The sequence below is a fragment of the Microcoleus sp. MON2_D5 genome (genome assembly GCF_036701905.1).
Lineage (GTDB): Bacteria > Cyanobacteriota > Cyanobacteriia > Cyanobacteriales > Microcoleaceae > Microcoleus.
Genome location: NZ_JAUBRM010000016.1, coordinates 18251 through 38535, shown reverse-complemented (window position 1 = coordinate 38535; position 20285 = coordinate 18251). Strand labels below are relative to the sequence as shown.

The following is a 20285-nucleotide window of genomic DNA, read 5'->3' as shown; positions in this document are numbered from 1 at the left end:
ACTTATTAATTGCACCGCCATCACAGGCAGCCCGTAACGCAGAAAAGTTGGAAAAGAAATCCGGCGCCCGTGCAGTCAAAACCAGCCGCCGGCAACAAAACTGCATCTCGGATGACAACGGGTTTTACCCGCTTCCACGTTGCAACTCCTGCAAGTGCGATCGCAGATAAATTAAGCTGTATCAACATTTCAATCTCCTTCAGAGTCAGGGCAGGTACAAAAATCTTGAACAATACCAACCTGAGACACTGACGAAGGCAAACAATCTTTGTCAGAAATTTGGCTTTTCAGTCTCTTCTCAATGCCTGGGAAGTTAGCTGACGGGCTAGGACTGAGAGATGTCCTTCTCCTTAGATTTCAAAATCCAAAATTACACTCAAATTTGGCAATTTTTAACTTTGGTTTATAATTCTGTAGAAATTAGCCCCGAAAATTGGTTCCTCCGCTCCAGCCACACGCTTGGTCTGAGCGCGCATTGGTGGATTAGGCTTGACGTTTTAAGCCAATTTAAGTTAAAATAGCACGAGCGTATTATATTGTCAATAGGTCTTTAGGAGTAGCTATTTGCGATCGGCGAAGCCCAAAAGTTGACAAACAATTCAAAAAGTTAATTATTAAACTAGCTTAGAGAGATAAAATGCGATCGCCCACTTATTTCTCTACTTGAGCCATGAGAGACTTTAGCCTCGCGCTGCAAGATCGAATCGACATAATTATACAAAACTGGATCGAAGCTGTACGCTCCGACGACCAACTCGAAACCGCTAAAGAACTCACCTACAATGGCGTGCGCGACAGCGTTCCACTGGTACTGCAAGCGATCGTAACTATGCTTTCCCAATCCCAAGAGAGCGACATTCGCACACTCGTAGAAAAAAGTTTAGAACACGGAACTCTCAGAGCAAAACAAGGCTACGACGCCGAGGAAATTGCGCGGGAATACCGCTTGCTGCGCTGGGTAACTTTCGAGGCTTTAGAGCCAGAATTGTTAAAAGCCTCTGCTGCAGAAGTCAGCAGAGCTTACCGGTTAATTGACACGGCGCTCGACGAAGTAATTGCTAAATGTTTCCAAACCTTTACCCAGGAAAGATTCCAAGAACTCAAGGATTTGCAAAACCAATTGCAACTTACAAATCAAGAACTGACTCGCTTAGTTCGCGCCAATCAAGAGAACTTATCTCACTTAGCTCACGAATTAAAAACTCCCCTCACCTCTATTATCGGCTACTCAGATTTGTTTTTGCGCCAGCAACAAAACTATTCCGAAATTAAAGGTTCTGTTCCCAATATAGGGCATATTGATAGAGTCCTCAACAGTGGCCGACTGTTGCTGAGATTGATCAACGATACTCTGGAAATTTCGCGGTACGGAGCCGGACAAATAAAGTTACAGCTAGCTCCAATCAGACTGCCAGATGTACTCGCCACGGTTGTTGAAATAATCGAGCCTTTAGCGAAAGCCAAAGGTTTAGAGATAGCTGTGGAGTGCCATCTCTCAGACGATCAAGTGGTGACTGATTGCTTGCGCTTGCAGCAAATTATCACAAACTTAACCAGCAACGCCATTCGCTACACCACAGCCGGTACTGTTACAATAAAAAGCGAACTTTTGCCAGATAAATATTGGACAGTAACGGTCTCAGATACAGGAATTGGTATTGCTCCTGAAGACTGCGATCGGATTTTTCAACCCTACTTTCGAGCCGACAACTCCCTGAGCTCTGGCATTCCTGACAGTACCGGCTTAGGGCTAGCAATTGTCGCTCGATTAGTCAATCTCTTGCAAGGTAAAATCGAATTAGTTTCTCAAGTAGGAGTTGGCTCCTCCTTCACTGTAATTTTTCCCTTAGAATTGGATGGAGTTTAGATTGCTGTTAACTGTTGACTGTTGACTGTTAACTGTTGACGGTTGACTGTTGACTGTTGACTGTTGACTGCCAACTGCCAACTAATGACTAATGACCAATAACTAATGCCCAATGCCCAATGCCCAATGCCCAATGCCCAATGCCCAATGCCCAATGCCCAATGCCCAATGACTAATGACTAATGACTTCTTCAAATCAGAAACCGAAGAGTTACATAAATAGCCGCAGTTATTAATTGCACCGCCATCACAGGGAGCCCGTAACGCAGAAAAGTTTGAAAAGAAATCCGGCGCCCGTGCAGTTCAGAAATTCCCGCCGCCACTATATTAGAAGAAGCTCCTACCAAAGTGCCGTTTCCGCCTAAAGTTGCTCCGTACATCATCGCATAAAACAGCGGCAGCACAGCAGGTGGAAACTGCCCTGCAAAATCCGGAGCCAGCACCTCTGCAGGTGCGAGCCCGGTATTGACAACATACTGTTTTAGCAGTGGCACCATCGCCACTACCAAGGGAATATTTGGCACCACGCTCGACATCAAACCCACAAAAAATAACAAAACTAAAGAACCCAGAAAAATATTCTTACCTAAAATCACTGCTAATATTCCAGATATACTGGCGATAACTCCGGTTTTTTCCAAACCGCCAATCAGCACAAAGATAGACATAAAAAATAGCAGCGTGCTCCAATCTAAATCCCGCAAAATATTATTAACAGAATCAATTTTGGAATGGTGAGCTAAAAGCATTGCCAAAGCAGCCCCCAACAAAGCAACCGCTGCCGGTGAAATAGGCACGGGCAGAGACTCTCCTATTACAAAAAATGTCAGCACGAAAGCTATAATTACACCGCCCACTGCTAAGATTCGCGGGTGATTAATTGTTGGGCGCGGCAAATGTTCCAAATCGTCTAAGTTCTTGTGCCAAATATCGCGGAACAGCCAAGGCAACATAACTACTATCACTCCTACGGCAATTGCCCCGCCCAAACTTAACTTTACCAGGTAATCTGCAAAGCTCATGTTAATAGCATCGCCGACAATGAATGTCGCCGGATCGCCCACGATGGTCAGCAGTCCCGAACTGTTAGCTACAAATACCATTAAAATCAGTAACGGCACAAAATCTACACCCACTTCTTCTGCCATTGGCGGAATTAATGGTGCTAGCAGCATGACTGTCGTGGCATTGGGCAAAACAGAACAAATTGGGGTAGTAATCGCAACAATACCCAGCAATAGATTTTTGCCTTTGCCTTTAGCCAAAAGCACAATTTGAGTTGCCAAGTATTCAAATACTTTGGTAGGCTCAAAGGCTCTCACTATTACCATGACTCCGAAAAATAAGCCCAGCGTGGCGTGACTCCGACTGATATATTCGATCGCGTTGTTTAACGTCATCACGTGGGTAAAAACCAGAATCACTGCTCCCAGAAATGCCGCAACTGTGAGGTGTATCCATTCTGTAATTATTAAGAAAACTACACATATAAATGTTGTTGCAGCAATCACAGCTTGCACGTTTTCCATTTAGTCCCCTGAAAATAATAGAACTTAAAAATTAAAAAGTCTCGGTTCGAGTGACTATACTACTTTCTGGCTCTTCTGTCAATAAATTTAAGCGCTGATTTTGGCAGCAACAAGCTGGGAACGAGTCATCAAGAGCTCTCCAGCACAGGGAAAAAATCACCTCAAAACTACTTCTTTCGGCAGGGTCGCGAGCGCCCAAAGTTTGATATGGCGATCTGGCGATCGCTCAACTACAATGAAGCATGGGCAATCTCTGCCACACTCAACCCCCACGCAGACATTATGGACTACAGCCAAGTGCTCGCCGAAAAAACCGATATTATCGTCCAAAACTGGATTGAAGCAGTTCGTCAGGATCGGAACATTGAAAGCGCTGACGCCTTAACGCACTCAGCAATCGAAAATCACATACCTCACCTGCTGGCGGCGATGGTCACAGTGCTTTCCCAATATCAAAACAGCGAAATAAAACTATTAATTGAAGCCAGTTTAGATCACGGATTTCTCAGAGCAGAACAAGGCTACGACGCTGCCGAAGTAGCGCGGGAATACCACTTATTGCGTCAAGTAATATTCTCGCAGTTAGAATCAGAATTGCTAGCAGGAACCACTGCCGACGTATTCAGAGCTTTTAGGCTGATAGATGCCGTAGTAGACGAAGCAATTGCCCAGTGTTTCAACAGCTACGTCGCTCAGAGGCTGCAGGAACTTCAACAAATCCAAACTCAGTTACAACTCACCAATCAAGAACTCTCTCGCCTTGTCAGCGTCCATCAAGAAAACGTCTACCATTTGGCTCACGAACTTAAAACTCCTCTCAACTCAATTATCGGTTATTCCGAACTATTTCTGCGAAAAGAAAAATGGCAATCTGAAGTCAAAGATACCCTCCCCGGCATCGAACACATCGAGCGAGTATTACGCAACGGCAGACACTTGCTTCGCATGATTAATGACACACTAGAACTTTCTCGCGCCAATGCCGGAAAAATTAAACTTAACCTGCGGCCCACTAATGTACAATCTGTAATTAACACCGTAGTAGAAATGATGCAGCCAATTGCTGATGCTAAAGGATTAAAGCTCGCTGTTACCAGCGAGTGCGCCCCAACACAAGTAATCGCCGACGCACAGCGGCTGCAACAAATTTTGACCAACCTGGTGAGCAATGCCATTCGCTATACAGAATCTGGTAGCATCGAATTAAGTTGCCACCCTGCTGGAGACGGAAAGTGGGCGATCGCAATTACAGATACTGGCATTGGCATCGCCCCGGAAGATACAAAGCGCATCTTTGACCCCTTCTTTCAAGCAGGAGAAGCAGCCAAACAGCTCTTTCCTACCGAAAGCACTGGCCTGGGATTAGCAATAGTATCGCGGCTCGTCACGCTGCTGCAAGGCAAAATCGAGTTAGTATCAGAAATAGGAGTCGGCTCAACTTTTACCGTCATTCTGCCGCAAGAAGTTAAAATACTCCAAGAAGTAAGCTAAACATTAAGTTCAAATTTTTACATCCGAAAATCCTATGCCCGCAGCCAACCTTAGCCCTTCCACCACAGCCTTTCCCCTCACCGCCGTAGTCGGGCAAGAAGCAATCAAATTAGCCCTGCTGTTAGCAGCAGTCGATCCCGGATTGGGAGGAGTTGCGATCGCAGGCCGCCGCGGGACAGCAAAATCAGTAATGGCCCGCGCCTTGCACTCATTACTGCCACCCATTGAAATTGTTAAAGATTCTTTTTGCAACGCCGAACCTAATGATATTCTTGCAGAACAAGCATCAGGCTTGTTACCAGAAAATGGCGGGCAAGATACCCACACCACCGATAGTAATTCCTTAACTACTGAAATAATTCCCACACCATTCATTCAAATTCCTTTGGGTGTCACGGAAGACAGACTCTTAGGTTCAGTCGATGTCGAACAATCAGTAAAATTCGGCCAAACCGTATTTCAACCCGGACTCTTAGCCCAAGCAAATCGAGGGGTACTTTATGTAGACGAAATCAACCTCCTCGATGACAACATTTCCAACCAATTGCTAACAGTATTAACCGAAGGCCGCAACCAAATAGAACGCGAAGGCATTAGCTTCCAACACCCCTGCAAACCTCTATTTATCGCCACCTACAACCCCGAAGAAGGGCCGCTCAGAGAACATTTGCTCGATCGCATCGCGATCGTACTTTCAGCCGACGCAGCACTCGAAATAGAAGAAAGAGTCTATGCAGTAGAACAAGCTTTATCCTACTCCAGCTCTCCCCAAGACTTTCTCAATCAATACAGCGAAGACACCGACAACCTCAAAACCCAAATCATCCTAGCCAGAGAATGGCTCAAAGATGTCAGCATTAAACGCGAACAAATTGCCTACCTAGTAGAAGAAGCCATCCGGGGTGGCGTTCAAGGACACCGGGCCGAAATCTTCGCAGTCCGCGTCGCCAAAGCCGCCGCCGCCATGGAGGGACGCACAGAAGTTAACGCCGAAGACCTGCGCCGCGCCGTAGAATTAGTCATCGTACCCCGCGCCACCATCATCCAAACTCCCCCAGACGAAAACTCTCCTCCTCCTCCCCCCCCGCCGCCTCCCCAAAAGCAGTCAGAACAAGAACAAGACGAACCAGAAAACGAGCAAGAAGACGAAGAAGACCAAGAGGATGAAGACAACCCGGAACCTGAAGAAGAACCAGAAAAAGATACCATTCCCGAAGAATTTCTCTTCGACCCCGAAGGCGTAATTCTCGACCCCAGCGTGCTTTTCTTCGCCCAAGCCGCCAGCCGCCAAGGCAAATCTGGCAGCCGCAGCACCATTTTCTCGGAAGATAGAGGCCGTTACGTCAAGCCAGTTTTACCCAAAGGCCCCGTCCGCCGCATCGCCGTTGACGCCACCCTCAGAGCCGCCGCACCCTACCAAAAAGCCCGCCGCGACAGGAATTCTAACCCCCCCCAACCCTCCAGCAAGGGGGGGCAACAGGCGAGTCAACCCCCCCTTAGCAAGGGGGGGCAAGGGGGGGTTGAGCGCCGTGTATTTGTGGAACAGGGAGACATTCGGGCGAAGCGCTTGGCCAGAAAAGCTGGAGCTTTAGTCGTATTTGTCGTCGATGCCTCCGGTTCGATGGCCCTCAACCGGATGCAGTCGGCCAAAGGTGCAGTCATGCAGCTACTCACAGAAGCTTATCAAAGCCGCGACCAAGTTGCTCTGATTCCCTTTCGCGGGGAACAAGCAGAAGTGCTGCTACCGCCGACTCGCTCGATAGCCTTGGCCCGCAAGCGTTTGGAACGGTTGCCCTGCGGAGGCGGTTCCCCCCTGGCCCACGGTTTGACTCAAGCAGTGCGGGTGGGAGTCAACGCGCGTCAGTCTGGAGATATCGGTCAAGTTGCGATTGTCGCCATTACTGACGGACGCGGCAATATTCCTTTGGCTCGTTCTTTGGGCGAACCGATTGTAGATGGAGAAAAGCCTGATATTAAGCAGGAATTGTTAGAAATTGCTGCCAAAATTCGCGGGTTGGGAATGCAGTTGCTGGTGATTGATACCGAGAGCAAGTTTATTTCGACTGGCTTTGCGAAGGAATTGGCCAAGACTTCTGGAGGGAAATACTATCACTTGCCCAAAGCTACCGAACAGTCGATCGCAGCTATGACTAAAAATGCTCTGCGCGACGCGATCGGCTAAAATCCTGATACCCGGATTTATCTCCGTTTATCTGCGGTTAAAAATCAAAAAATTAGACTTTTTGCCACAAAAAGTCTAATTTTTAACTCTCACTCTCCGGCGACTCAGCGCCAGCGAACCCGCAACTAAACCCAACCCTACCACCGTCGAAGGCTCAGGAATTCTTACGCGCAGAGGCTCCCGCCTTACCGTTGCCCGGTTCTGGGTTGAAAAAGTTGTACCTTGGGGGGCTTGACCGGTCTGAGCCAGCAGCAAATTTTCTGAACCCTGCCATGAAGCAGCGGTAGAAACGGCTCGGACATTAGCTGCAACTGCAGCTTGACCGCTGGAAATAACGGCGGCGACAGCCAATAAAATCCCGGCTGTAGGGGGCAATAATTTGCGTTCAAAAAAGGTGGGCATTGGACATTACCTATTTAGCAGTTTGTCGATAGAACTCAATCTTTTCATTAATTTTATCGGTATCCTCTGCCTGAGCTACTGTCTGAGCTACCTTAGCAATTAACGGAACCGATTTTAGATTTTAGATTTTATTTATATTTTATATTTTATATTTTATATTATTGAAGTTTCTGGTCCCTAGTTTCAACTAAGTCGCAAATCAACAACCTAAAATCAACTGTGGCCCCTGCCTCTAGCATATACTCCTTAATCCCCAATCGTAAATCCCCCCTCCCAAATAGATTGACTTCAGCTATCTGTGATTCGATCGACTTTAAGCTAGCCCTTAGCCCCAGATAGGGCCGGCCCTTTAAACTCTATAGCTTTGCCGCGAGGCGCAACGGTGCCACACAGCAACACGGCACAGACCTGTACGCAGTCGATTATAAACAATCGATCCCTGGTTGGGAGTGATTTCACCCCCCTTCTTTATCAAATCTTTAAACTCTTTCAGATTTTGCAAACAAAGTGTAAAGCTGTCAAAATGATAGATAGCAATTCTCAGCCAAAATTAGGTAAATCCTCGTGAGTAACACTAGCAATTTCCGCGAAGCCGTGCGCGAGGCCAAAAACCACGCGCTGGTAGGCCCGAACGTCATCTCCAACGCTCTCCCCTTCGTGGGCGGCGGACTTGTCTTAACTGCTGTCGGCACCTACGGCGGCCTCGGAGTGATCCGTAACTATCCCGGGATCTTCTTTCCCACCTTCATTGCCGCGATCGTCGTAGAATTAATTCTCTTCTTCATCGCCCGCGGTGCCGCCGAACAAGGCAACAAAAACACCGCTTTGCCCCTGCTGGCAACCTACAGCCTGCTTTCCGGCTACACTCTCAGCGGATTGGTATTTACAGCCCTCAGAACCCAAGGCGTCGGCATCTCCGGCATCGCTTTTGCGGCTCTCGGATGCGGCATTACCTTTATCGCCGCCCGCCAAATTGGCTCCAACCTTTCTGAACAAGACGGCATGGCCCTCACCAAAACTATAAGTTTAGGTGTGATTGCTTTGTTAGTCGTCGTTGGCGGTCAGTTTCTGCTCTCACTCTTTGGCGTCTACACCCCAACCTGGTTGGAAATTGGCATTTCTGGCATCGGCGTGTTTATATTTGCCGGCGCTGCGATCGTCGATTTTTACATATTACCCCGCAGCTACCGCGATGACCAGTATTTGCCCGCCGCTCTGTCGATGTACTTGACCTACATCAACTTGTTCATTTTCATTCTGCGCCTGCTGATTGCTATCAACAGCCGCGATTAATTGAAACTTTAGCTTAAAAAAAACCGCGGCTCGATCGACATCGGGCCGCGGTTTTTTTTTATTAAGATTTGGAATCAAGATAGTCGTCATCGCCTCCTCTGTCCCTCATACAAAAAACTTATATCATGTTCAGAGTCGGCAGGCATAAGGTATAATTTTACTTTTTAATCACTTAATCAAAGCTCTTGTTATCTAATTGTGTCGAGCGCGATTTCAATATTAATCACAAATTAATCGGAGAAAACTCATGTACTTAAAATATGAAGATATTAGGATAGTCAGCGTAGAAATTACCTCCAGGTGCAATGCAGCTTGTCCCCAGTGTCCCCGCACCGACAACCCGATTTTGCCGGGGGCGGAATTAAAGATGGAGGATATTGAGAGAATTTTCCCACAAGAGTTTTGCTCTCAGTTGGATTTGGTGTATATGTGCGGCAACTACGGCGATGCTATGACTAGCAATACCACAATTCCCGCGATCGAGTATTTGCACCGCATGGGAGTTCCTCATATCAGCCTGTACACCAACGGTAGCGGACGCAATCCCGACTGGTGGCAAGCCCTGGCAAAGGCGATGACAGGAGAACACGATCGCGTAATTTTTAGTATCGACGGGTTGGCAGATACTAACAGCATCTACCGCCAAAATACCAACTGGGACAGGATAATGCAGTCGGTTAATGCCTTTATCCAAGCTGGCGGAAAAGCTGTATGGCATTACTTGATATTTGAACACAACCAGCACCAAGTAGAAGCAGCACGGGATTTAGCCCAACAACTAGGATTTGTCGAGTTTGTACCGAAAGCTACCTCTCGTTTTGTGGCGAAAGAAATTTATGACAAAGAGGCCGCAAATCAACAGCCTCAGAAGGCAGAAAACTCTCAGGTAGATGCTAAGAGCGATCGCCCCAACCAACCAGCAACAACTAATGCGTCAGCCCCTCAAAATCAAACACAGACGGCTGTTGGGTTGCACCAACAAGCTGAGGACTTTTTGAAACAAGGACAGCTCTCAGAGGCGATCGCAGCCAGCCAACAAGCCCTAAAAATTCAGCCTAATTTTGCAGCAGCCTGGAAAACTTTAGGCAATGCTGTTCAAGGTTTGGGGCAGATGCAAGCAGCAGCAGATTGTTACGCCAAGGCACTTAAATTTCAGCCTAATTTTCCAGAAGTTTATGCTAATGTCGGCAGTCTTTATGCTCAACAGCAACAGTGGCAGCCAGCTAGTGCTTATTACCAAAAGGCGATCGAGCTTAAACCCAATTTTGCCGGAGCTTATCGCAATTTAGCTCAAATTTTGACACAGTTGGGGCAACCAGAAAAAGCCAATTATGCTTGGTATCAAGCTATAGCTATCGAAACCTCTCAAGCACCCGCTCAAACTCAGCCTATCCCATCAAAGCCAGCCAGCGAAGAACTCCAACCCCCATCATTGGAACAATATAAAAATCCACAGGGAGACCAATTTATCCAAGCTGTAGAAAAATTTGGTAGCCTAAATAATTACTACCGCAATGTAGAAATTAGCTGTCAAACTCAAGCCACCCAAGAGATTTTCATCAGTTTTGAAGCGGAACTCTGGCCTTGCTGTTGGGTAAGTCATACTAAATACGCTGTTTATAACCACACTTACAGACCGCAAATGCTGGGTTTAATTGAAAAGTACGGAAATGGCTTTAATTCTCTCAGAACTCAATCGGTGAAAGATGCGATCGCCAGAGATTGGTTTCGCGAAGACCTCACAAAAAGTTTTTCCTGTTCTAAAAGGTTGGATGTATGCGCTCACGAATGCGGTAAAACTTTCAATTCAACAGGTTCGCAGTATATCTAAGAAGTCAGTTGACTGTTGACTGTTGACTGTTGACTGTTGTCACAAAATAGAAGGAAGAATGCGGTGAAGCCGATCGAATTTCACGTCAAGATTCAGGCAGGTTATCTGGATCGATCCCTTGCGATCGCAAATACTCAGCTAAACGTTCGGCTCGCTGTCGTTCTACCCTCAACTCTTCGCGCATCTGCCCCGCCGCTACATCCGGCAGGGGATAGATATTTCCAGACTCATCGTACCAAACCAAAATTTCTTGCTCTATGCCCCCAATAACTTGCTGAGATCGCCCTATGCCCAATCCCACTTCTGGCATCCAATAGGGTTCGCCAATCTGCTGCCGGTACTGCCCGTCAATCAGCTTGTAGGCTTCAAACGGTTGATGCCGATCGCGCCGCCAAAATTCGGGGTTGTAAATAATGTAGTACAAAACCCCTAACCCGGCATAAATCGACATTTTCTCGTCGTACTCTCCACCGGGTTTGTGAGACACCATTTCCAATGCTAAGATCGGCACAACCTCGTTTTCTTCCCAGACAGCATAGCTGCGGCGAGATTTGCCTCCTTTTCGGCGCTCCACCCCCAAACTGAGAAACCCGTCGGGGACGACAGGCACTTTGGGACTGATTCCTGTGGTGTGATACACCGCCATATCCACCCCAAAGTACCAATCCATGCGATCGGACCAAATACCGGTCAGGACAAACAACAATAGGTTGGGTAGCAGATTCTGGTCTTCGTTATCCACAGGCGTATCGTCCGAACAGGGCAGGTCTTCGGTGGACGGCAAGCTTAATTTTAGTTCTGGGGAAATCATGGCAGTTAACTTCCATTGAGATCGTTAACCTGATTTTAGATTATAGCAACTTTTTTTGAATTGGGAATTTTTAATGCGGTAAAGTTTTTAATTCAACGGGTTCGCACTATATCTAATCAGGAAGAAGCAATAACATTTTGTTTGTTGAAATATCCCAATTTCAGCTAAACTTAAAAATACACCCCACAACTAGGAGAACTCACAGTGGAAGTTCTAGACATCAAACACAATATCGAAACTTTGTCCGATCGACTGGGTACAACCCAGGACTATCTTTGACATCCCCGCACTCACAGCCAAAATTCAAGACTTAGAGCAAATCTGCGCCCAACCAGCATTTTGGGACGACCAAGATCGAGCTCAAGAAACTCTCCAAGAACTCAATGACCTCAAATCTCACTTAGAACAATACAGCAATTGGCAAACTAGCTTAGAAGATGCTAAAGCTATTTTAGAACTGCTGGAGTTAGAAGCCGACGAGTCCCTGTTCCAAGAAGCCTCATCGAGTCTTTCTCAGTTAACCCGCGAACTCGACCAGTGGGAACTGCAACAATTACTATCTGGACCCTACGATGAAGGCGGCGCTGTTTTGACAATTAACGCCGGGGCCGGCGGCACAGATGCTCAAGATTGGGCCGAAATGCTGCTGCGGATGTACACCCGCTGGGGGGAAAGTCAAGGTTACAAAGTACATTTAATGGAAATTTCCGAGGGAGAGGAAGCAGGTGTTAAATCGGCTTCTTTGGAAATTGTCGGCCGCTACGCTTACGGTTATATGCGATCGGAAAAAGGCACTCACCGCTTGGTCAGAATTTCGCCTTTTAATGCTAACGACAAGCGTCAAACCAGTTTTGCGGGCGTGGAAGTGATGCCAATTCTCGATCGATCCGTACAGTTGGACATTCCAGAAAAAGATTTGGAAGTCACTACTTCCCGCGCTGGCGGCAAGGGCGGGCAAAACGTTAACAAGGTAGAAACCGCAGTCCGCATCGTTCACCTTCCTACTGGTTTGGCCGTCCGCTGCACTGAAGAACGCAGTCAGTTGCAAAATAAGGAAAAAGCTTTGGCATTACTCAAGGCTAGGCTGTTGGTGATTGCGAAAGAACAGCGGGCTTCGGAAATTGCCGAGATTCGCGGCGATATGGTGGAGGCGGCTTGGGGCCAGCAAATTCGCAATTATGTTTTTCACCCATACCAAATGGTCAAGGATTTGCGTACTGGGGTGGAAACAACCGCCATCGCAGATGTGATGAACGGCGAATTAGACCCGTTTATTCAAGCTTATCTGCGCCAGGAAAATCAGTTGATAGCCCAAACTGATTCAACCGCGCGAATCTAATTCGCGCCTTGACATACAAAGTCTGGCTGTGCAAACTAAAGAATCAAGAGCGGTGATGGCAGCGGATTTGCTATAATTTTGGGGTTTTTGCCGATCGCCCGACCTTCAACAGGTCGCGCGGTCAAAAACCTTGATATGATAAAACTTGATCTGACAAACACTAAGGAGAAATAATGACCCAAGTTGTAATAGGCGAAAATGAAGGGATTGAGTCAGCCCTGCGACGGTTTAAGCGACAAGTTTCTAAAGCGGGTATTTTCCCCGACATGAGAAAGCACCGCCACTTTGAAACTCCGTTGGAAAAGCAGAAGCGCAAAGCTATTGCCAGAAGGACTAAGAGACGCTTTCACCGCAATAACAAACCCTAGAATTATTAGCACTAAATTGATTCGGCAGATACAATGCCTTGCGATTCTAGTACCGCAGCGACTCGGAGAATCACCGCTTCGCTGTAGGGAGCACCAATAATTTGTACCCCCAAGGGCAAAGCGCCGGGCCGCTGTACGGGCACGCAAAGAACGGGCAAGCCAATAAATGATAGGGGTTGGGTGAACAGTCCGAGATTGGGACGCACTAAGATTTCTTGTCCGGCTATTACCATTTTCTCGACGCCAATTTCAGGGGCAGCTATCGGGGTTGCGGGTGCGAGGATGATGTCTGTGTGTTGGAATATTTCGCGAATTCGATCGCGGTACCACTGTCTGAATCTCTGCGCTTGCAAGTACCAAGTCGCAGGGATCAGGGTTCCCGCTAAAAAGCGATCGCGCGTGGCAGGATCGAAGTCTTGAGGGCGCGATCGCAAGTTGTCTAAATGCAAGTTTCCCCCCTCGCAAGCGGTAATGATAAATGCCGCAGCCCTGGCGCGATCGGATTCCGGTATGCTGACTGTTGCAAGCCCCCCTATTTTTGGGGGGTTTGTTGTTTTTTCTGTGCTTATACCACAATCCAAAACATTTGTCAAGGCTTTAGCAACTATTTCTACAGCATCCATTGCTTCCGGTTCGGCCCCTGTGGCGAAATAGCCGTCAGCAACAGCAATTCGCAATCCTTCGATGCCTTGATTTAACTGCGACGAACAAAGTTCTGGCGGGCGTTGAGTGCAAACTGGGTCACGAGAATCAGGGCCTTGCAGGATATCGTACAGCAGCGCCATATCTCTGATCGATCGCCCAAACGGCCCCACACAATCCAAACTACTCGAAAATAAATAAGCGCCAGCCCTGGATAAACGGCCGTAAGTAGGCTTAAACCCAAAGACACCACACAAAGCAGCCGGTACGCGGATGGAACCGTTAGTATCAGAACCGAGGGTGATGGGTACAAAACCGGCGGCGACTGCTGCTGCGGAACCGCCACTGGAACCACCAGCGATGCGCGTAGTATCGTGGGGATTGCGAGTCGGGCCGTAGTGGCTGTTTTCCGTGACGAAACCGTATGCGTACTCGTCCATGTTAAGAGTACCTACGAGCACAGCCCCGGCTTGTTTTAGTCGGGCGACCACCGCCGCGTCCTGGGTAGCCGGAGGATTGTCAGCGTTGATTTTTGACCCAGCTAGGGTAGTAATTCCGCCGATGTCGTACAGGTTTTTGACTGCGAAGGGAACACCTGCTAAAGGGCCTGGGTTTTGGTTATTTGCGATCGAATTATCAATATTTTCGGCTGCTGCGAGTGCGCTTGATGCAGTGATTGCAGTAAAGCAATTAAAAGCTTTATCCTTAACAGCAATCCGTTCCAAAGCAGCACTTACCGCCTCTGTAGCCGTAACCTTACCACATTTAACAGCCGCTGCCGTAGCAACCGCATCAGCCTTCTCTAAAAAACATCTGCGTTCATCTGCGTTCATCTGCGGTTAAAAATCTAAGGTTCAAACACCGGCGCGACTTCTACTTCTTGAGGTAAAGGGAATTCAGTAACGAGTCGGGCGATCGCAGCTATCCTCTCGAAGTTTACCACAACGCCTGGACGATGTTGCGGGTCTAAGGGTAAGTTTATCAGTTCAGCGGTGCGATCGACATATTCTTCTATATTTATCATTAGTCCATCCCAAACAACATCAGCGTTCATCCGCGTACATCTGCCCTCATCTGCGGTTGAAAATCTAAGATTCAGATATAGGTGCGATCGATTATTGTATCGTAATCGCGATCGGGCTGTCAGTTGTTATTGCTCAGTTTTTTATATTCCTCAGATTGTCTGATATCATCTAAAGGAGATTTTGGCTCTAGTGGTTCATCAGGACAAAACTTTATAGATGTCTGCGTTTTTACCGACTGAAAACTTTTATTAACTTCTATTTTAAGCTTTCCTTTTTGCCAACCTTTGGCACCTATTTTGAGGATTTGACAATCGATTCCTTCTTGAGGGGAACTCCAGTTTATATCCCCTGCAGGAATTGTTGTTTCTTCATTAATCGACAGAGATTGCATCCAATAAGATATCGATTTATTGCGAGATTCCTTTTCTACGGCCTCGATATAATTTAGTATATAATCAAACTTCTTAGCGACTAGCTCTTTAAACCTCCGCACCGTAAAAGTAGCTTTATCCAATAACAAAACATCATCCTCGCCGTCTAGTATATCATATTTTTTATTTATTTCAAATTCTTCGTTCATTTTTTTAACAAAATTCTGCTGATTCCTCTTTTCTACCATTTTAAGCTATCTGAGTCAAGGTGGTAGAGACACAATTTGCGATCGCACTTTCCCAACTCAAACACTGACAGTTTGCCGCAACTTCTCAACTGCAACATCCAGCGGAGGCAAAGCAAAATCCTCAGCATCCATTAATTCCTTAACCTTCTCAAAAATCTCAACCTCCGCCTCTTCCTGATCCGTCAGCTTATCATAAAAATAAGGGTCAGTAAACCACTGCTCAAAAGCAAACCTTAACACCCCATTCGGGTCAAGCATAAACTGCCAATACTTAGAAACTCGGTTATCAACTACTTCAAACAGCGGTGCAGGAGTCTGTATGGGATAATAACTGTAATTATCATCACAAATATAGTACCAAACTATTCCCTGCCACGATCGGATAGCATAAACAACATATTCCTTGCCCACCGTCAACGGCAATTCAACTTTTTTAGTATAACCTCGGGCCGGATCAATATAATTTTCCGGTAGAACTTCCCCAGTATTAGCAATACAGCGAACAATCATAACTTGTCTACCTATAAATTCTTAGGTGCTATTTTAGGATATTGTCGTTTAAACTTTAATTCAACTTGTTGCAAAATTTCCCCGTTTTCAAACCAGTGCACTTGTACGGAAGCTCCATTAATTGTAAAAGCCTGAATGCTAGTTATTTTGTACCAGTCTTCGGGATTACCTCCATAGAGGGCAACCAGTCTGGAAACATCCCCTAGTATATCGCCTGGCCCGCCCTGAATTGCTCTACAATTACCAGCTTTAGCATCTTGCAGGAGCAATTGCTCTAGTAAATTTCTCGGACTCTCATCGGGAATAGCACCTTGATTCACAATTTAACAGCTTCAAATATTGTTTGTCAAACCGGATAAAAACTAATTTTAGCAGGTGCAGTTTCCGCCAGCAATTTTCCGCGCGAAATTACATACCGAACCGCAGCGCGCCTCCTAATTGCGTCATAACAATCCTCAGCATCCAACACAATCAAATTTGCAGGTTTTCCCGCCTCTATCCCATAATTCTCATCTCCCAAATTGAGAGTTTTTGCACCGTTGACAGTGACCATATTAAAACAAGCTTCTATCTCAGGCATTCCCGTCATCTGACAAACATGAACCGCCATATGAGCGACATCCAACATATTTCCCGTACCTAAACTATACCAAGGATCTTGCACGCAGTCGTGACCAAAACTCACATTCAATCCCTGCTGCCACAACTCCTTAACTCGCGTCACCCCACGGCGTTTGGGATAAGTATCAGCGCGACCTTGCAGGGTGATATTAATTAAAGGATTGGCAATAAAATTAATTCCCGATTTTGCCAAACTTCCCATCAGCTTAAACGCATAAGCATTGTTGTAAGAACCGAAGGCCGTCGTGTGGCTAGCTGTCACCCGCGCACCAGCCCCGCTTCTTATCGCATAAGCCGCTACCACCTCCAAAAATCTCGACTGTTCATCGTCGATTTCATCGCAGTGAACATCTATTAATCTATTGTATTTTTCAGCAAGTTCAAAAATTCGCTCAACCGACTTCACCCCATCTTCCCGCGTCAACTCATAATGCGGAATTCCGCCCACAGCATCCGCACCCATATCCAGAGATTTCTCTAAAAGTTTGTCATTTTCTGGACTTCCGTAAATCCCGTCTTGGGGAAAAGCCACAACTTGCAGAGTCATCCAATCTTTGACTTGTTCTCGAACTTCCAAAAGTCCTTGCAAAGCAGTCAGCGTCGGTTCGCTAACATCAGCGTGACTGCGGACAAACAAAATTCCTTGAGACGCTTGCAGCCTTAAAGTTTCTACAGCCCGTTTTTTGACATCATCCAGAGTTAAACTTTGCTTCCGTTCCCCCCAGATTTGAATTCCCTCGAACAAAGTGCCGCTTTGATTCCATCGCGGTTCCCCCGCAGTCAAAGCCGAATCGAGATGAATGTGCGACTCCACAAAAGGAGGACTAACTAATTTGCCTTGAATGTCGATTTCGCGTTTCCCAAGTTCTGAGATGTGCGGCGAAACGGCGACTATTTGCTCATTCTCAATAGCAATATCTACCGTTGGGCGATCGCCCGCACCTAACAAACGACATTCGCGCAGAACAATGCTATACTTTTGCTCAGGCATGACAATTGCACCTATTTTAATACTTGTAAACTTTATCTTTCCGGCGTTGCGATTCCGTATAGTGAGGCAAAAAGAATTCCCCAATCACTTGCGAATCCCCTCCTTCTCCTCCTCTGCGTCCTCTGCGCCCTCTGCGGTTAAAAAATCTTACTCAAAAAACCCACCTATAACAATAATCACCAAAAAGAAAGCGCAACTACAAATCGCCAACATCAGACAATCTCAAACTCCAGATTGTGATTTTTCACAAAATCAAAGGTAAAATGGTCAACCACATTAGTATTGCTCAATTCCAGATTATAAAAATCAACAAAATCCGCATCAAAATACGGCCCAGCGTGCCAAGTACCCACATCTAACTTAATAAAACAATTGCCCGGAATCCGAAAAGCAGCCATATCCTCTAAACTCGGTTTATAGCTATCCCCAGGAGGCGCAACCGCCATCAACCAATCCTTCCCCTCCAAAGAACCCAAACACTGAGTACATTGAACGTGTCGCGTAATTTTGCCAAACTTGCGACCTTTATGGTGCAGCCGCATAATGTAAAATCTAGGAATACCATTTTGCAACTTTAACTGAGCATCCTCAGCATCGAAAGACTTGCCATCAACAGCCGCAAAGATAACTTGACCGTAACGCCGAAAATTCTCCGGTGTCACCCATTGTGCGGACAACTGCTTAGTCGAAATTGATTCGCTCATAAATCCCAACACCCCTAGCTTTCTCCGTCATAAATATTCTAATATAAATAGTAAGAACACTGGATTTATACTCTGGGCGCAGCCAGGAACAGGCTTTGCCACTTGTTTCACAAAAAACTTAATTGATTTACTGCCCAAGCGCTACAGACAGTACCTATCTTCTGCTTCCTCTTCATTCTCTTCCTACCCTTCGGGAACGGCTTCGCCGAACGTGTCCTTCGCGTCTTCGCGGTTCGTTAAAAAGATATTAATTGAGCTCGATCGCCCAAAACACCCTTACAATCAAAAGCAGCACACTGCTGCAAAAAACGAGCCGGAATATCAGGACGAGCACCCCAATGCAAATGCAAATAAGAAGCGTGCACCTGACAAACTCCCCAACCTTCAGCAACCGCCTCAACTTCCCCCCGCTTCCCATACCTCCAACTGTGATAAACTGGATTAGTCGGTTCCACAGTTAAGTGCGATCGATGAAACTCATGTCCCCAAACCTCATCAAGAGCAGTTAACACCGAACTATCCCTCACGGCCACCGCTTCTCGGTATCCCAGCGTCAAACGCTTTCCCATCGCAGCAGCAGTTTCCAACACTCCCACCCCTGGCCAAGAATTGCCATCGAAGTCTACAATAGAATCGCACAAATACATCAAACCGCCGCACTCCGCATAAGTCGGCATTCCCGAAAAAATAGCACTTCTTACCGCATCCCGAATTAAAACATTACCGCTCAATTTTTGAGCAAACACTTCGGGAAAACCACCACCAAAATATAACCCTTGCACATTGTCAGGAAAAACAGCGTCATCAAGCGGGCTCCAAAATACCAACTCCGCACCCAACTCTTCCAACAAATCAAGATTGTCCTGATAGTAAAAATTAAAAGCCCGATCGCGCGCAACTGCAATCCTCACTCCAAATTGTTTTCCCAAAGTGTTGACAACATCATCTTTTTTAGTTATAATCGTGGAAGGGAGACTGTGCCAACCCGAAAGTTGCTCAGGCCCCTCACCCCCCTCATTTCGAGTTGCAGCCAACAAAGGCAAAAGTTGCTCCCAGTCAAAACTAACATCCGCCAAATCAGCTAATTTATCGATCGCAGCATGAAGATTCGGCAACTCCTCAGCCGGAATCAGCCCCAAATGTCGATCGGGAATAGTAACAGCTTCCTCCCTACGCAAAACGCCCAAAATAGGTAAATTGAGCGGTTGGAGAGCATCTTGAAGCAGTTCCAAATGTCGATCGCTCGCCACCCGATTCAGCACCAAACCAGCGAATTTAAGGTCAGGGTTAAAAGAACGAAAACCGTGCGCGATCGCAGCCACAGAACCAGAGAGCCTGCTGCAATCTATCACAAACAATACCGGCAAATTCAGCAAATAAGCAACATGAGCCGTAGAAGCAAAGGAAAAATCATAATTGCCTTCTTCTTTTCGATAATTAATCCGTGTATTCGTGTCAAAATCCGTGTCGTGGCTTCGTGATTCCTGATTCCTTCGACTCACTCCATCAAATAGTCCCATCACCCCTTCAACTAAGCCATAATTCGCATCTTGAATATGACGAGAAAAACACTTTTTTACATAAGATTCAGAGGTTAATATCGCGTCTAAATTCCGACAGGGCCGACCAGTGACAAAAGCATGAAACATCGGATCGATGTAATCCGGGCCTACCTTAAAAGATTGAACATTCAAGCCGCGACGGATTAAATAAGCTAAAAGGGCGATCGTCACAGTAGTCTTTCCCGCACCGCTGCGTTCGCCAGCAATTACTAAAGTCATAGTTCTAGATTAGTTACAAAAAATACAGAAAGCAGACAAGTGATAAAGTTATGAGTAGTGGTCTTGAACTTCTCAAATAATACATATTTAAGGAACCGCGAAGACGCGGAGGGCGCGAAGGAAGAATGAGAAGAAGAGAGGTAGTTTAGTGGCTTTTGGGAAGTAATTTAGAGTTTTGAGTCCAAGAACATTATTAATTCAAAACTCAAAACTCATAACTCATAACCCCTAAAAAAGTAGGGCAGACATTGCCTGCCCCACTGAATATTAACTCAATCC

19 protein-coding genes and 1 riboswitch are annotated in these 20285 nt (G+C 46.5%); of the genes, 7 read left to right on the top strand and 12 right to left on the bottom strand.

Annotated elements, in window-relative coordinates; translation table 11 throughout:
• Positions 1-20 precede the first annotated feature (20 nt).
• Positions 21-188: a hypothetical protein gene (locus QUA47_RS08095; protein ID WP_333430372.1), complete on the bottom strand. Its 168-nt coding sequence runs from the start codon at positions 186-188 to the stop codon at positions 21-23.
• Positions 189-287: 99 nt separating this feature from the next.
• Positions 288-500, bottom strand: a riboswitch (cyclic di-AMP (ydaO/yuaA leader).
• A gap of 170 nt (positions 501-670) precedes the next feature.
• Between QUA47_RS08095 and QUA47_RS08090 the strand changes: the two genes are divergently transcribed.
• Positions 671-1867: a sensor histidine kinase gene (locus QUA47_RS08090; RefSeq protein ID WP_333430371.1), complete on the top strand. Its 1197-nt coding sequence runs from the start codon at positions 671-673 to the stop codon at positions 1865-1867.
• Positions 1868-2058: 191 nt separating this feature from the next.
• Here the strand turns inward: QUA47_RS08090 and QUA47_RS08085 are convergent, their stop codons facing one another.
• Positions 2059-3396 (bottom strand): ArsB/NhaD family transporter, encoded by a 1338-nt coding sequence (locus tag QUA47_RS08085; RefSeq protein WP_333430370.1) that lies wholly within the window; start codon positions 3394-3396, stop codon positions 2059-2061.
• A gap of 207 nt (positions 3397-3603) precedes the next feature.
• Here QUA47_RS08085 and QUA47_RS08080 point away from each other — a divergent pair, with 207 nt between their 5' ends.
• Together QUA47_RS08080 and bchD are read left to right on the top strand one after the other, a co-directional pair.
• Entirely contained in the window at positions 3604-4887 is a 1284-nt protein-coding gene (locus QUA47_RS08080; protein WP_333430369.1) for a HAMP domain-containing sensor histidine kinase, read from the top strand.
• Between the two features lie 34 nt (positions 4888-4921).
• Positions 4922-7069, top strand: a complete 2148-nt coding sequence (gene bchD / locus QUA47_RS08075) for a magnesium chelatase ATPase subunit D (RefSeq protein ID WP_333404568.1) — start codon at positions 4922-4924, stop codon at positions 7067-7069.
• Positions 7070-7144: 75 nt separating this feature from the next.
• Here the strand turns inward: bchD and QUA47_RS08070 are convergent, their stop codons facing one another.
• Entirely contained in the window at positions 7145-7471 is a 327-nt protein-coding gene (locus QUA47_RS08070; RefSeq protein WP_190657859.1) for a PEP-CTERM sorting domain-containing protein, read from the bottom strand.
• Between the two features lie 564 nt (positions 7472-8035).
• Between QUA47_RS08070 and QUA47_RS08065 the strand changes: the two genes are divergently transcribed.
• Positions 8036-8764 (top strand): Bax inhibitor-1 family protein, encoded by a 729-nt coding sequence (locus QUA47_RS08065; RefSeq protein WP_333215010.1) that lies wholly within the window; start codon positions 8036-8038, stop codon positions 8762-8764.
• 247 nt (positions 8765-9011) lie between these two features.
• A complete protein-coding gene (locus QUA47_RS08060) occupies positions 9012-10595 on the top strand; it encodes a tetratricopeptide repeat protein (RefSeq protein WP_333430368.1) in 1584 nt (527 codons plus the stop codon).
• Positions 10596-10680: 85 nt separating this feature from the next.
• Here QUA47_RS08060 and QUA47_RS08055 read toward each other — a convergent pair whose 3' ends face one another.
• Positions 10681-11406, bottom strand: a complete 726-nt coding sequence (locus QUA47_RS08055; protein WP_333430367.1) for a Uma2 family endonuclease — start codon at positions 11404-11406, stop codon at positions 10681-10683.
• 204 nt (positions 11407-11610) lie between these two features.
• Between QUA47_RS08055 and prfB the strand changes: the two genes are divergently transcribed.
• Both prfB and rpsU read left to right on the top strand, forming a co-directional pair.
• Positions 11611-12745, top strand: a protein-coding gene (gene prfB / locus QUA47_RS08050) for a peptide chain release factor 2 (protein ID WP_333430366.1) whose coding sequence is annotated in 2 segments (ribosomal slippage) — positions 11611-11682 and positions 11684-12745 — 1134 coding nt in all. Because the reading frame shifts where the segments join, the coding sequence is not laid out codon by codon here.
• A gap of 173 nt (positions 12746-12918) precedes the next feature.
• Positions 12919-13113, top strand: a complete 195-nt coding sequence (rpsU, locus tag QUA47_RS08045) for a 30S ribosomal protein S21 (RefSeq protein WP_006632476.1) — start codon at positions 12919-12921, stop codon at positions 13111-13113.
• An 11-nt stretch (positions 13114-13124) separates the two neighbouring features.
• Here rpsU and QUA47_RS08040 read toward each other — a convergent pair whose 3' ends face one another.
• From QUA47_RS08040 to QUA47_RS08005, 8 genes are all read right to left on the bottom strand, one after another.
• Positions 13125-14588 carry an AtzE family amidohydrolase gene (locus QUA47_RS08040; RefSeq protein ID WP_333430365.1) on the bottom strand — a complete coding sequence of 488 codons (1464 nt, stop codon included), beginning with the start codon at positions 14586-14588 and terminating at the stop codon, positions 13125-13127.
• A 14-nt stretch (positions 14589-14602) separates the two neighbouring features.
• Positions 14603-14779 carry a DUF4089 domain-containing protein gene (locus QUA47_RS08035; protein ID WP_333430405.1) on the bottom strand — a complete coding sequence of 59 codons (177 nt, stop codon included), beginning with the start codon at positions 14777-14779 and terminating at the stop codon, positions 14603-14605.
• Positions 14780-14898: 119 nt separating this feature from the next.
• A complete protein-coding gene (locus QUA47_RS08030) occupies positions 14899-15399 on the bottom strand; it encodes a KGK domain-containing protein (RefSeq protein WP_333430364.1) in 501 nt (166 codons plus the stop codon).
• A gap of 57 nt (positions 15400-15456) precedes the next feature.
• On the bottom strand, positions 15457-15909 hold the full coding sequence (locus QUA47_RS08025; RefSeq protein ID WP_333430363.1) for a hypothetical protein: 453 nt from the start codon (positions 15907-15909) through the stop codon (positions 15457-15459).
• An 11-nt stretch (positions 15910-15920) separates the two neighbouring features.
• A complete protein-coding gene (locus QUA47_RS08020) occupies positions 15921-16229 on the bottom strand; it encodes a hypothetical protein (RefSeq protein ID WP_333430362.1) in 309 nt (102 codons plus the stop codon).
• A gap of 26 nt (positions 16230-16255) precedes the next feature.
• Positions 16256-17521 carry a cytosine deaminase gene (gene codA / locus QUA47_RS08015; RefSeq protein WP_333430361.1) on the bottom strand — a complete coding sequence of 422 codons (1266 nt, stop codon included), beginning with the start codon at positions 17519-17521 and terminating at the stop codon, positions 16256-16258.
• Positions 17522-17733: 212 nt separating this feature from the next.
• Positions 17734-18225, bottom strand: coding sequence for an ureidoglycolate lyase (locus QUA47_RS08010; protein ID WP_333430360.1), 492 nt, complete (start codon positions 18223-18225; stop codon positions 17734-17736).
• A 236-nt stretch (positions 18226-18461) separates the two neighbouring features.
• Positions 18462-20006, bottom strand: a complete 1545-nt coding sequence (locus tag QUA47_RS08005) for a cobyrinate a,c-diamide synthase (protein ID WP_333430359.1) — start codon at positions 20004-20006, stop codon at positions 18462-18464.
• Positions 20007-20285: the final 279 nt, after the last annotated feature.